Source organism: Marinilactibacillus sp. 15R, from assembly GCF_001895285.1.
Lineage (GTDB): Bacteria > Bacillota > Bacilli > Lactobacillales > Carnobacteriaceae_A > Marinilactibacillus > Marinilactibacillus piezotolerans.
Genome location: NZ_CP017761.1, coordinates 1,068,860 through 1,082,051 on the forward strand (window position 1 = coordinate 1,068,860; position 13,192 = coordinate 1,082,051).

Annotated in this window: 11 protein-coding genes; 6 read left to right on the plus strand and 5 right to left on the minus strand. The window is 35.7% G+C overall.

Features of this window, described 5'->3' with window-relative positions:
• Window position 1 precedes the first annotated feature (1 nt).
• Together BKP56_RS05240 and BKP56_RS05245 are read left to right on the plus strand one after the other, a co-directional pair.
• Entirely contained in the window at window positions 2-799 is a 798-nt protein-coding gene (locus BKP56_RS05240) for a hypothetical protein (RefSeq protein ID WP_072694125.1), read from the plus strand.
• Window positions 800-803: 4 nt separating this feature from the next.
• Window positions 804-1,595: a Cof-type HAD-IIB family hydrolase gene (locus tag BKP56_RS05245; RefSeq protein WP_072694126.1), complete on the plus strand. Its 792-nt coding sequence runs from the start codon at window positions 804-806 to the stop codon at window positions 1,593-1,595.
• 254 nt (window positions 1,596-1,849) lie between these two features.
• Here BKP56_RS05245 and BKP56_RS05250 read toward each other — a convergent pair whose 3' ends face one another.
• Window positions 1,850-3,295, minus strand: coding sequence for an amidase (locus BKP56_RS05250; protein ID WP_198034024.1), 1,446 nt, complete (start codon window positions 3,293-3,295; stop codon window positions 1,850-1,852).
• 550 nt (window positions 3,296-3,845) lie between these two features.
• Here BKP56_RS05250 and tsaE point away from each other — a divergent pair.
• A complete protein-coding gene (tsaE, locus tag BKP56_RS05255; RefSeq protein WP_072694128.1) occupies window positions 3,846-4,322 on the plus strand; it encodes a tRNA (adenosine(37)-N6)-threonylcarbamoyltransferase complex ATPase subunit type 1 TsaE in 477 nt (158 codons plus the stop codon).
• Complete coding sequence (locus BKP56_RS05260) at window positions 4,306-4,824, plus strand: GNAT family N-acetyltransferase (RefSeq protein ID WP_072694129.1); 519 nt, start codon at window positions 4,306-4,308, stop codon at window positions 4,822-4,824. The genes tsaE and BKP56_RS05260 overlap by 17 nt, the downstream gene beginning before the upstream one ends.
• A 555-nt stretch (window positions 4,825-5,379) precedes the next feature.
• On the opposite strand, the gene BKP56_RS05265 is transcribed toward BKP56_RS05260, so the two are convergent.
• Window positions 5,380-5,910, minus strand: a complete 531-nt coding sequence (locus tag BKP56_RS05265; RefSeq protein ID WP_072694130.1) for a 3'-5' exonuclease — start codon at window positions 5,908-5,910, stop codon at window positions 5,380-5,382.
• A gap of 277 nt (window positions 5,911-6,187) precedes the next feature.
• Here BKP56_RS05265 and glyA point away from each other — a divergent pair, with 277 nt between their 5' ends.
• A complete protein-coding gene (gene glyA, locus BKP56_RS05270) occupies window positions 6,188-7,411 on the plus strand; it encodes a serine hydroxymethyltransferase (protein ID WP_442914825.1) in 1,224 nt (407 codons plus the stop codon).
• Window positions 7,412-7,596: 185 nt separating this feature from the next.
• Window positions 7,597-9,012, plus strand: coding sequence for a 6-phospho-beta-glucosidase (locus tag BKP56_RS05275; protein ID WP_072694131.1), 1,416 nt, complete (start codon window positions 7,597-7,599; stop codon window positions 9,010-9,012).
• A 69-nt stretch (window positions 9,013-9,081) separates the two neighbouring features.
• On the opposite strand, the gene BKP56_RS05280 is transcribed toward BKP56_RS05275, so the two are convergent.
• The 3 genes from BKP56_RS05280 to BKP56_RS05290 all read right to left on the minus strand — a co-directional run bounded on the left by BKP56_RS05280 (window position 9,082) and on the right by BKP56_RS05290 (window position 13,104).
• Complete coding sequence (locus BKP56_RS05280) at window positions 9,082-9,699, minus strand: lysozyme inhibitor LprI family protein (RefSeq protein ID WP_072694132.1); 618 nt, start codon at window positions 9,697-9,699, stop codon at window positions 9,082-9,084.
• A gap of 203 nt (window positions 9,700-9,902) precedes the next feature.
• Window positions 9,903-12,548: a cation-translocating P-type ATPase gene (locus tag BKP56_RS05285; protein ID WP_072694133.1), complete on the minus strand. Its 2,646-nt coding sequence runs from the start codon at window positions 12,546-12,548 to the stop codon at window positions 9,903-9,905.
• Window positions 12,549-12,804: 256 nt separating this feature from the next.
• Window positions 12,805-13,104 carry a helix-turn-helix domain-containing protein gene (locus BKP56_RS05290; RefSeq protein ID WP_072694134.1) on the minus strand — a complete coding sequence of 100 codons (300 nt, stop codon included), beginning with the start codon at window positions 13,102-13,104 and terminating at the stop codon, window positions 12,805-12,807.
• Between the last annotated feature and the right edge of the window lie 88 nt (window positions 13,105-13,192).

Here is a 13,192-nt window from a genome sequence, read left to right on the forward strand (position 1 = left end):
AATGATAACTTTAAAATTATGCGACCAAAACAATAATGTCATCGATAAAAGAAGTCATATTCAAGAAACGTATCTAGCTTATAAGAATAGAACATATAATAATGGAGAAAAAATTATAGTTGAACTTGATGAACCTGATCAATTCATTTGGGTACAAGTAGATGAAGCGTTAGAACCTAGTTTAATTTATATGAAACAGAAAGTATGGACATATCCTGTTATTTTAGACGAATCATTGAAAAAAGCATATTCTCCAAAATTGTTTCAAGGTGAGCGTCACTATATTAGAGCGTATAAAGTATCTGAAATAGATAGAAACCGTTATAGAAATTTAGCTCGCAATGCTCATGATCAAAGAGATGATTCCGGGGCATATCCACATGCTTCTGCCAATGTAGAAACAAGAAATGATTCCACCTTTTTTGCTCGAAATGCGATTGATGGAATGATAGCCAATCAAGGGCATGGTTCATTCCCCTATCAATCATGGGGAATTAATCAACAGGAAGATGCCGAACTCTCAATTGATTTTGGAAGGGAAGTGGATGTTTCGGAAGTTGCCTTAGTTTTACGCGCTGATTATCCGCATGACAGCTTTTGGACAAATGTCACATTTGGATTTTCTGATGGAGAAAAAGTAACTGTTGAAACGACTAATGATTTAGACAGGCAATTTTTCAAAATAGAGAATAAGGTTACGAATAGCATTACTCTAAAAAATCTGATAAAAAATAAAGATTCTTCTCCTTTCCCTGCTTTAACCCAAGTTGAGGTTTATGGAAGAGAAATAAAAAGGTGAAGTTATGACTGTTAAACTGGTAGCAATAGACTTAGATGGCACGTTGGTGAACAGTGAAGGAATCGTTTCAAATCGTAATATTGAGACGCTTAGAAAAGTATCTCAATCAGAAATAATTGTTGTAATTGCTACAGGAAGATCTCCTAATTCTGCGAAATATATAATAGAAGAAATTCTTCAAATTAAAGGATATTACATTTCTTTAAATGGAGCTTTTATTGGAGAATCTTATACGAGTAGACCGATTCAACAGACTTTTATATCTTATAATGATGTAAAGGAGACTTTAATCAAAGTAAAACAACTTGGAATAGGTATTGTATGTAATGCTGGTTTTAATTCTATACTCTTTAACAATGATAAGGAAACCCATCCACTTTTCAACTCGGCTTTTGTTTATTCTGACCTTAAAGAATGTATGAAAATGATACAAAATTCTTATCCAATTAATAAACTATCCATTCACCATGCTGATAAAGATATTTTGAAATATATGAGAGAATTTTGGAATGATATTGGACTAGAAGCTACTCAATCAGATAAAGACTACATTGAGGCTATGCGGAAGGAGTGCTCCAAAGGAAATTCTTTAAAAAAATTAGCCAAAAACTTCAATATTGAATTAGAAGATGTACTATGTATAGGTGATCAGGAGAATGATATTGAAATGATCAAATCAGCTGGGATAGGCATAGCTATGGAAAATGCTATTCAAAAATTAAAGAACTCTGCTAATTATATTACATCAAGTAACGATAATGATGGCGTCAGCAAAGCACTGGAAAAATTTATATAATTTTTACGTTACAGCAGAGATAATCTAAAATGAATAAACATGAACTAACTTATTATTAATAAAAGTGATATTACCAACTTTTAGAGTCTGGATACAATACGAATATATTTGTTATATCAACACTTTTTTATACGTTTTTGAACTTTCTGGCTATGCCGAGGATGCTAGAAAGCTTCCAATCTGAAGTCGAAAAAAGCTTCCAGCCATAAATAAAACCACCAGTTCATACTAGTGGTTCTATTTATGTGGCTATTTTAAATAAATAATCCAGCTTGTTCCATCTGATAACCAACTTGTAGTAGAAGATGTTCTTGCCCTTTAGGCGCAGTAAGTTGTATACCGAGTGGTAATCCTTGTTCAGTCAAATGAGTCGGTAAGCTGATGGCGGGTTGTCCTGTTAAATTGGCATGCTGAGAGAAAGGGGTAATGTCCCAACTTTTTGAAAACATATCCCATATAATTTTCTGAGCTTCGTTTGATGAGTACTCCTGTGTATAGCGCATTTTATCTTTGAGAGTATCAGACCAATATTTACGGTTTAATTCAGGTGCTGCATCTGCTGTAGCAGGCTCCAGTAATAAATCATACTCCTGATGAAAATAATGATATCTTTCAGCGGCTTGATCCCAATTAGCAAGAGCGTTAGAATAAGCTGCAGCTGGTAGCTTTTTTCCAGCCTGAAGCAATGTCCAGGTCAATAATTCCATGTCTTCTATTGTAAATTGTTTATTGAATTTGTGTTCAAGGTTCTCGAAAAGTGCTGCTGTTTCTCCTGCATTCATTGTATAATAACTTTTCATGAGTTTGATTGTGTCGATATCAGGTTTAGCTTCTTCTACATAGTGGCCATTTGATTCAAACCAGGAAGCGGCTTGTTTTACGCCCTGGGTTGCTTCGTTTGAAATAGAGTGAGTGCTAGGTGACTTTAAATTTACTGCAATTTTTAAGTGTCTATTTAACGGTTTAGAAAAAACATTTCGATATCCTGCTTCAAATAATGGGGTCTGAAAAGCAGCTTGAGGCTGGATAACTTGAAGAACGTCTAATAAAGCAGCAGTATCACGAATGGATTTAGTCAATGCAAAACTAATAGAAGCACCTTGCCATCCGCGCCCACTTCCTGGTCCTACAGAGGTGCGACCCCGAGTAGGTTTCAATCCGACTAGTCCCGTAAAAGAAGCTGGAATACGAATAGATCCACCGCCATCACTGGCTCCTGCAATAGATGTAATATTAGAAGCAACGGCTGCAGCGGCACCACCACTGGAACCTCCGGGGCTATAATGGTTATTCCAAGGGTTTTTAGCTGGACCATATAAATCAGGATTTGTAATATTGGTAAATCCGAATTCTGGTACATTTGTGTGACCGATTGGAATGAATCCCGCCTGTTCCAAGTCTCTCACAAAATGAGCTGTATGTTGGGCTTTTACATTTCTTAAGATACGGGATCCAGATGTAGCTGGTTCATCTTTTAAATTTTGGCCTAGCCCTTTTAATAATATAGGTACCCCACCGAAAGGAAGATCATTAAAGTGGCGTGTACGTGCTTCATGCATAGCAGCATTTTTTCTAGTAGAAATTACTGCGTTTAAATTTGTATTATTCTTTTTGATTTGCTTAAAACTTTCCATGACTAATTCTTCTGGAGAAGCTAATTTGTTTTTTACAAGTTCAGCATAGTATAAACCATCATGCATTCGGCTGAATAAAGTTGGCATAAGTCATCTTCTTTCTAAGTGTCTATTGATTATAGGATACTGTACATAAAGAAAAACAAGAAGAGGAGAACTGAAATTTATATATTTTTATTTCTTATCCAAGACATAATGAGTAAAAATAGTTTGTTTAAATGCATTATTGTATTTATAAAGAGGAGGGGGAATGCAGTCGTTCTTAAATAAGAAATAACATTGAGAACGGCAAGAAACTTATTTCCCAGAAAAAAACATCTTTTTAAAAATAAAAATGTTTGATTATTTTCTATTCGACTGCTTTAGTTCCTCTAAATAAAAGAAGATTTAACATTAAATACGTAAAGTCACTTGAACAAATAAAACTGAAAAGCACAAAATAATGTCTGAATAAAAAGCTAAGAATATTAAGTTTTTTTAGTTTGAAAATAAAAATAAATGGTTTATCAAGAATTAAGTTAACATATGATGGAATAAATATCCTCCTTCAAAGATTATAGGATTTTAAAAGTGGATATGGTAAAATAATTTCAAATTATGTAAAGGAAGAATTCGTATGACTAAGGTCTTTGAAACAAATGGAGAAGCTGAAACAAAAGCATTAGCTTATAGATTGGCTCAGCTTGTGAAGCCCGGTATGACCATTCTGCTGGAAGGAGAGTTGGGTGCTGGAAAAACTACCTTTACTAAAGGGTTTGCTGAAGGCCTTGGAATTGAAAGAATTATTAAGAGCCCCACCTATACGCTTATTAGAGAGTATACACAAGGTCGGTTACCGCTTTATCATATGGATTTATACCGATTGGAAAATACTGGTGCGGAAGAAATGGGATTAGATGAATACTTCGATGGTGAAGGTATCTGTATAGTTGAATGGGGATCTGTAGTGGAAGAGGAATTACCAGAAAGTCATTTACTGATTCAAATTGACACCTCTTTAATAGATATTAATCAGCGGACATTGACAATTTCTGCTGTAGGAGCAGCGTATGAAACAGTATTGAAGGAGTTAGAAGATGAGAGAACAGATTGAGATTGGCATTAGAGAAGCTATCCCAGCAGATGCTGAAGCTTTGCTGGACTGTCTAGAAAGAACAGCTGTGCAAACGGGGTTTATGACAATGGGAGAAGAAGGAGCAGGATTGACTATAGAGGAAGAAAGTCGTCATATTGCTCAAATTTTTGATTCTCCAAATAATTGCTTAATTGTTGCCCTATTAGATGGCAAAATCATTGGAATGGCATCGATCCATGCATCAGATAAACCTAAGATCAATCATATAGGAGAACTGGGTATAGTAGTGGATAAAGAGTACTGGGGATTTAAAATCGGTACAGAACTGCTTGAGGAAGTTCTAAGATGGGCAGAAGACTCAGAGACAATTAATCGTATTGAATTAAAAGTCCAACAAAGAAATGAACGAGCAATCCATTTGTATGAAAAATATGGGTTTGAACTAGAAGGTGTCATGCAAAGAGGTGTTAGAGACGATGGAGAATTTTTGCCGGTTTGTATGATGTCGAAATTAATTTGATTTAGCCTTGAAAGGGGACTTTATAGTAACTCGAATCCACTTGAGATCGTGAGTAACATGGAAAATTTGTTTTCTTCTAGCTCGTAAGTAGAAAAAGACATGAGCTAGAAGAAAATACCGTTTGTATCTAACTCGCAAGTAGAAACAAGCCGTGAACTAGACGAAAATCCAGATTGCATCTAACTCAGAAGTAGAACCAGTCGTGAGCTAGACGGAAATCTAGTTTGCATCAAACTCGCAAGCTGAACCAGTCATGAGCTAGACGGAAATCTAGTTTGCATCAAACTCGCAAGCTGGACCAGTCATGAGCTAGAAGGAAATACCGTATGCCATCAAACTTGCAAGCCGAAACAAAGCATGAGCTGGACGAAAAAAAGTCTTAGATATAACTCAAAAGTATTTCATTCAATAAGCTAAGTGCAAATCCTTATATCTCTATATTATAGAAAGAATATAATGACTAAATAACCGCAGTATATAGGAAGATTATACTTAAAGCGGATTTAAAATACCCCTCAATGAGATTTAACATAATCTCACTGAGGGGTATTGTTTTCACGAATATTTTACTAAACTTTTCAAAGCTTCTATACCATTTTCTTTTTCTTGGTTGATTAATATCTTAGCACAAGCTCTGGCATCATCTAATGCGTGGTGATGGTTTAATGAAATACCATAATGAGCGGCAACAGTGTTTAATTTATGATTAGGCAGCTGCTTCAACAATCGTCTTGATGATTGAACAGTACATAAAGTTTGGAAAGATGGTTGCTCTACGCCATAATAGTTCAATGTTCCTTGTAGTATCCTTTTATCAAATGGCATATTATGAGCAACCACAAGTTGTTCTGCTGTGAAGTAGGAAGACATTTCTTCCCAGATTTCTGGAAAATAAGGAGAGTGCAGCACATCTTGTTCTCGAATACCATGTATGCGAATATTTGTTGCATCAAACCAAGTATCGGGTTTGATTAAAGTATAATATTCATCCACGATTTGATTGTTTCTTACAACAGTAAGGGCTACTGAGCAAGCACTATGAGTCTGACGGTTTGCTGTTTCAAAATCGATCGCAGTAAAATTCATTATATCCCTGCCTTTTCTAAGTGAGCGGTTAAGTTGATCTATTAAAATATCTGTCTAAAACGAACGTGTATTCTTATAAAGTATACCATGAATCAGACATGTTTCAATAGTAAAATAAGCTTAAATTAATTTCCTATAAGCTCTATTTCTTAAATATACCTTTAAGTTTCCATACCCGAATAATCATGATTTTTCATTGATAAATTTTCAAGATTATAAGTCTGAATCGTTTCACTATGCTATACTCTTTTTATATCACATGAAGGAGTTGTGTGCATTGAGTTTTGACCAAGAAGTATTTGATGCTATAGAACAAGAGAAAAAGAGACAAGAAGAAAATATTGAACTGATTGCTTCCGAAAACTTTGTTTCTGAAGAGGTGATGAAAGCACAGGGAAGCGTACTGACCAATAAATACGCAGAAGGTTATCCAGGCAAAAGATATTATGGAGGCTGCAAATTTGTCGATATTGTTGAGAATTTAGCTATTGAGCGAGTAAAAAAACTGTTTGGCGCTGAATATGCAAATGTTCAACCTCATTCAGGTTCTCAAGCAAATATGGCGATTTTTCAGACTTTTTTAGAACCTGGAGATACCTATATGGGAATGGATTTGTCACATGGAGGACATTTGACTCACGGTTCACAAGTGAATTTCAGTGGAAAGTTATATAACGTTGTTCCTTATGGTGTAGATAAAGAAACAGAAACCATTGATTTCAAACAAGTTCGTGAACTGGCTTTGGAGCATAAACCAAAATTGATTATCACAGGCTATAGCGCTTATCCAAGAGAAATTGACTTCCAGAGATTCAGAGAGATTGCAGATGAAGTAGGCGCAATTTTAATGGTTGACATGGCTCATATTGCGGGACTGATCGCTACTGGAGAACATCCAAATCCAGTTCCTTATGCAGATGTTGTAACGAGTACTACACATAAAACATTAAGAGGTCCAAGAGGTGGCTTGATCTTAGCTAAAGAAGAATATGCTAAACGGTTGAACAGTGCCATCTTCCCCGGGATTCAAGGTGGTCCCCTTGAGCATGTCATTGCTGCAAAAGCAGTTGCTTTTAAAGAAGCACTGCAGCCTGAGTTTAAAACATACACGCAGCAAATCATCAAAAATGCTCAAATCATGGCTGAAGTATTCAAAGAATCTAAAGGCCGCGTAATCAGTGGTGGAACAGACAATCACTTGTTATTGCTTGAAGTAACTAACTTTGATATGAATGGAAAACAAGCTGAAGCGTTACTGGATACAGTAGGTATTACTGTTAATAAAAATACAATACCATATGAAACATTAAGTCCATTTAAAACCAGTGGAATTCGTATCGGCACGCCTGCTATTACAACTAGAGGATTTGATGAAGAAGCAAGTAAGAAAGTTGCAAAATTGATTATTAAAACACTTGAAAATCAATATAATGATGACATATTAAATGAGATTAAAATAGAAGTTCGCGAATTGACTAAGCAGTATCCTTTATATAAATAAAATCTTTTAGAGTAAGTCTGGAATAATTATTCCCGGCTTACTCTTTTTTAGTGATACAAGATAAATTTTTTTCAAATAAAATAACAAATAAGCTTGTGTGTAAACCATTACATAGAATAGAGTAAGTATGTAAAGAAATGAAAGCGTTTTTTAATAAGTGTTTTTACCTAAGGAGGAAATGAATAATGGCAAAAGATGGATTAAAAATCGTTACAATTGGTGGAGGATCAAGCTACACTCCGGAATTAATCGAAGGGTATATTTTACGTAAAGATGAACTTCCAATTAAAGAAATCGTTCTGGTAGACATTGAAGATGGTAAAGAAAAACTTGAAATCGTTGGGGCTATGGCTAAGCGAATGGTAGAAGCAGCAGGTCTTGACTGGACTGTAACCTTAACATTAGACCGTAAAACAGCTTTAAAAGATGCTGACTTTGTTACGACTCAATTTCGCGTAGGGCTATTGAATGCTCGTGTAAAAGATGAAAGAATTCCATTATCTCATGGGATCTTAGGTCAAGAAACGAATGGTGCAGGGGGAATCTTTAAAGCATTCCGTACAATACCAGTTATCTTAGACATTATTGAAGATATGAAGGTGCAGTGTCCGGATGCTTGGCTGGTTAACTTTACCAATCCGGCAGGTATGGTAACAGAAGCAGCTATCAAACATGGTGGTTGGGAAAAAACAGTAGGATTATGTAACGTACCAATCGGGCACGTTAAAACAGCTTCAGAAAAACTAGAGTTGCCAAAAGAAGATCTTTTCTTCAAATTTGCAGGAATCAACCATTTCCACTGGCATAAAGTCTGGGATAAATCAGGTAAAGAGCGGACGGATGATTTGATCGACTTGATTTATGGACCTAATCAGAATGAAGATGATAATCATTTGAAGAATATTCACAGTGCATTATTCCATTATGAACAAATTCAAGATTTGCATATGTTGCCTTGTGGATACCATCGTTACTATTATATTGAAGATGAAATGCTGGAACATTCAATTGAAGAATTTGAAAATGGTGAGACTAGAGCACAGGTTGTTAAAGAAACGGAAGCGCGTTTATTTGAACTATACAAAGATCCGGAATTGGATCATAAACCAGAAGAACTATCCCAACGTGGCGGAACGCATTATAGCGATGCAGCATGTGAGATCATTGCTTCAATCCAAAATGATAAACATACTGAGATGGTTGTATCAACTAAAAATAATGGTACAATCACTGATTTACCATATGACTGTGCAGTTGAAGTATCAGGTGTTGTAACGGCTCACGGATTTGAACCATACAACTGGGGAGAATTCCCTAACGCTGGAGCTCGGGGCATCATCCAGAATATGAAAGGAATGGAAGAAACAGTTATTAGAGCTGCAATCGAAGGAAATTACGGTGCTGCCTTACAAGCCTTCACTGTTAATCCGTTGATTCCAGGCGGAACAATTGCTAAAACGGTTCTAGATGAGATGCTTTATGCACATAAAGAATACCTTCCACAATTCGCTGACAAAATCAGAGATATTGAAGAAAACCAACCTGAAACAGTTCAGAATGTTGATGAATTGATGAAAACAAACGTTAAAGAAAAAGTATAAAATATATATGGAAAGCCTGAAGATTTGCAGTCTTCAGGCTTTTCGTTGTTTGGATAAAAAAGTAAAGTATTACATATATTTTTTTACTAATTCAAAGCATCTATCCATTGTTAAGTTATTTTCAACAGCTACATACTCAAGCTGTTCTTGAGTACCTCCTTCGTATTTTAAAGAAGATTTTTTTGCAGTATTATCGCGGTACTTAATCCATTCACGCTGTTCTACTCTTAAGGATGCCATAACTTCAGTAGAAAGCTGGGTTTCTAAGACGCCATAAATTTCATTCAAAAGTCTGTCCCAAGTATCGAAAAGGTTTCCTTCAATTTCTTTCATAGCATATGTAGAAGAGTCAGAAGGATTCGCTCTTAATTCTTCTGTTTGTTCTTTTTCATCTTCAAGTTTTGCCATATATTCTTCTTTTAGCCTAGTAGTTTGGTTAGAATCAGCTGCTACATCGTGAGACGTCGAATTTGATTTGCTTTCTGTATTATCAGGAATATTTGAACTCACATCTTCTGATTCAGGTGCATCGGTCTGTCGTTCAACTATTTCCTGTTCTTCTTTCGCCTGTTGAGTATCAGCTGACTGACTATTTGTATCAATAGTATCATCAGTCTGTTGACAAGCTGAAAGGAAAAATAAAGTAGAGGTTGATACACTTAATAAAAATACTTTTGAATGTTTCATATATTCTCTCTCCTAGTTATGTAATCCTATTGAATAACTTTATGGGTAAACAATAGTGTCTCTACTAACAGTGTAACATGGATATAACACTTTTTTAATTGTAGGATTTGGCTTTAAGATTTAGACGAAAAAGCCACTAGAGAAATCAGAAAATGATTTCTCTAGTGGCTTTTTGAAATATTTGTATCAGCCGATAGTTAGAACTAATCAGCTAATTTTGATGGAAAGACAAGTTTTTTTAATTCTAGAATAATCGTAGTTGCTAGTGCAAGACCGGCCGCAATTGACCACTCTGTTAATCCAAATGTACTTGGAATATCAAAAATTGGACGTATAAATGGAAGCATGGTAATTCCATAAAGTGTCATACATACTGCAAATGCTCCAACAACATATTTATTTGAAAAGAACCCTGCCTGTAATGATGTTTGAGTATTCGAACGAGCAGGGAATACTTGTAAAGTTCTTGATAAAATCAATGTGGTAAATGCCATAGCTACACTGATTTCTGGTGAATCGAAATAGTAAATTCCAAGAGCTTGAGAAATGATAACAGCTATACCAATTGTAAATCCTCTTAAGATGACAGATTGTAAGGTCTGACCAGTAAAAATCCCTTCGTTAGGATCTCTTGGGTTTTGTTTCATAATATGTGGTTCTTCTTTTTCCATTCCTAAAGCAATAGCTGGAATGGAATCGTTCACTAAGTTGATAAACAATAACTGCAAAGCTGTGAATGGGTTGATCCAATTCATGAGTAGCGCAGCAATGATGGCAACAACAGCACCTAAGTTACCTGAGAACAAGTAGGCAATTGCTTTTTTGATGTTACTGTAAACATTTCGACCAACGGCAACAGCACTTACGATAGAAACAAAATTATCATCTGTCAGGATCATAGCAGAAGCATCTTTCGACACATCTGTTCCGCTTCCCATTGCGATTCCGATATCTGCCTGTTTAAGGGCAGGAGCATCATTTACTCCGTCTCCCGTCATTGCAGTAATTTGGTCTTTGTTTTGCCAAGCTTGAACAATTCTGATTTTGTTTTCTGGAGTAACACGTGCATAAACACTGATATGTTCTAATTTTTCCATTAACTCTTCTTCAGATAAAGCATCTAGTTCTTGACCGGTCAAAGCAATATCATCTTCTTTGAACAAGTTCAAATCAAGAGCAATTGCACGAGCGGTTGTTTTATGGTCACCTGTAATCATAACTGTACGAATGCCAGCTTCTGCTGCTTCTTTGATTGCCTGAGAAACTTCTTCTCTTGGTGGATCAATCATAGCAAGCAGACCTACGAAAATAAGATCATTTTCATCTTCTAAATCTAACGCTTCTTTAGATAATGGTCTATAGGCAAACGCTAATACGCGATAAGCTTGATTAGAATACTCTTCATTTTTTTCATAAAGTGTTTTGGAATACTCTTCTGTCATTTCTACAACTTCGCCATTGATCAAAATTTTTGAACAGCGTTTGAATACGACATCCGGACCACCTTTAGTTAGTAAAAGCTTTTCACCATCAATTTCATGTAAAGTAGACATTAATTTACGGCTTGAGTCAAAAGGTAATTCTTCAATTCTAGGAAATTTATTACGTAAATCAGAAAATGGCAGTCCGATTTTATTACTGTAATTAATTAGAGCAACTTCAGTTGGGTCGCCACTTGCTTCGCCTTCTTCATTTAAAGAAGAGTCATTTGCTAATACAGCGATCTGATTTAATCTATTTTCACCAAAGGACCAATCAGTTGGTTCAGATGAATAGAGTTCTTGTTTGTGTTCGGGAAGGTAAGCTTGTACAACAGTCATTTTATTTTGAGTTAATGTGCCTGTTTTATCTGTACAGATGACACCTGTTGATCCCAAGGTTTCTACAGCTGGAAGTTTACGTATAATAGCATGTTTTTTCGCCATTTTATTTGTTCCAACAGACAATACAATAGTTACGATGGATTGTAATGCTTCTGGAATAGCGGCAACAGCTACAGCAATTGCAAACATGAAAGCATTGAGTAACTCAATTTGCAGATCTTCAGGTCCCTCACCAGTGAAAATTCTGAATGCCTGAATTGCAAAGATCAATACTGATAAACCAAGAATCACAAATCCTAATTTTTTACTGAAGGATTCTAACTTACGTTGGAGTGGAGTTTGCTTAGCAGATACGTTTTGTATCAGTTCAGCAACTTTGCCCATTTCGGTTTCTTTACCAATTCCAGTAACTACGTAACGAGCACGACCATAAGTCACAAGCGTTCCACTATAGACCATATTTTTTCGATCGGCTAAAGCAGTTTCTTCGCTGATCATAATCGCTTCTTTGTCAGAAGGAACAGATTCCCCAGTTAAGGCGCCTTCTTCAACTTGTAAAGACTCAGCTTCGAGTAAGCGACCATCAGCCGGGACATTGTTTCCGGCTTCAAGAATAACGATATCCCCTGCTACGATCTCTTTAGAAGGAACACTCTGTGTGCTATTATTACGAACCACTGTTGCAGATGGCGCAGCCATGTCTCTCAACGAAGCTAATGAATCCTCTGCTTTTCGAGTTTGAACTACGCTTAAAATAGAATTGATAATCAGAACCGTAAGGATGATAATAGATTCGATTGTCTCTCCTAAAACGATTTGTATAATGGCAACAATCAGTAGAACGATAACCATAGGATCTTTGAAGCTGTCAATAAATAATGAAAATAAGGATTGACGATCTTTTTGTTCTAATTCATTGTAACCATGTTCCTCTTGTTTCTTCTTAACCTCCTCAGAAGTTAAACCTTTGTCGGTCGTGTTTAAAGAAGATAATACATCTTCAGGGGATTGCTGATAAAAATTCATTCATTTAATCCTTTCTCTTCTGTTTTAGGGTCCCTAATAGATAGAAAAAGACGTATGCGGAGTTGGAAAATCTCCGCATACGTCTCACTATTTAATACAGCACCAGCAGATATGAACTATCTACGGTTGGTGGCACTGTAACAGTTTGCACTGCAAGTTACTCCCGTAAGCATATTTTATTGTCGAACTCATTATATAAAAGTATATGTTTAAAAGCAAGATATTTAAATTTTACATATTTTAAAGTGATATATATTTATCTTTTAATAACTAAACCATCTAAAAATTTCAATAGATCATACTGCTTTTCTTCGGGTAAAGATTGAATCAATGAAATCAATTTTTTCTCGATGGGGCTGATCTCGTCATTGAAAAATTCTGCCAGACTGACATTTAATGCTTCACAGAGATGCTCCAAAGTCTTTAAAGATAGTTTAGTAGAATTATGTTCGATTGCTGAAATGAATGAAGGAGATATGTCGATTTTGTGCGCTAATTCTTTGGCTGTCATATTTGAAGCGATTCTAAGTTCTTTGATTCTGGGTCCGATTTCCATAAAAGCACCTCGATTGAGTTTTTACATACTAGAGACATGATAGCATGAATAACAGGTTAAAAAAAGAGAACTCTCATAATGGAAACAC

Excerpts from the sequence above, each read along its gene's own strand:
- BKP56_RS05240 (WP_072694125.1), top strand. The coding sequence starts at position 2 with ATGATAACTTTAAAATTATGCGACCAAAACAATAATGTCATCGATAAA.
- BKP56_RS05245 (WP_072694126.1), top strand. The coding sequence starts at position 804 with ATGACTGTTAAACTGGTAGCAATAGACTTAGATGGCACGTTGGTGAAC.
- BKP56_RS05250 (WP_198034024.1), bottom strand. The coding sequence starts at position 3,295 with ATGCATGATGGTTTATACTATGCTGAACTTGTAAAAAACAAATTAGCT.
- tsaE (WP_072694128.1), top strand. The coding sequence starts at position 3,846 with ATGACTAAGGTCTTTGAAACAAATGGAGAAGCTGAAACAAAAGCATTA.
- BKP56_RS05260 (WP_072694129.1), top strand. The coding sequence starts at position 4,306 with ATGAGAGAACAGATTGAGATTGGCATTAGAGAAGCTATCCCAGCAGAT.
- BKP56_RS05265 (WP_072694130.1), bottom strand. The coding sequence starts at position 5,910 with ATGAATTTTACTGCGATCGATTTTGAAACAGCAAACCGTCAGACTCAT.
- BKP56_RS05275 (WP_072694131.1), top strand. The coding sequence starts at position 7,597 with ATGGCAAAAGATGGATTAAAAATCGTTACAATTGGTGGAGGATCAAGC.
- BKP56_RS05280 (WP_072694132.1), bottom strand. The coding sequence starts at position 9,699 with ATGAAACATTCAAAAGTATTTTTATTAAGTGTATCAACCTCTACTTTA.
- BKP56_RS05285 (WP_072694133.1), bottom strand. The coding sequence starts at position 12,548 with ATGAATTTTTATCAGCAATCCCCTGAAGATGTATTATCTTCTTTAAAC.
- BKP56_RS05290 (WP_072694134.1), bottom strand. The coding sequence starts at position 13,104 with ATGGAAATCGGACCCAGAATCAAAGAACTTAGAATCGCTTCAAATATG.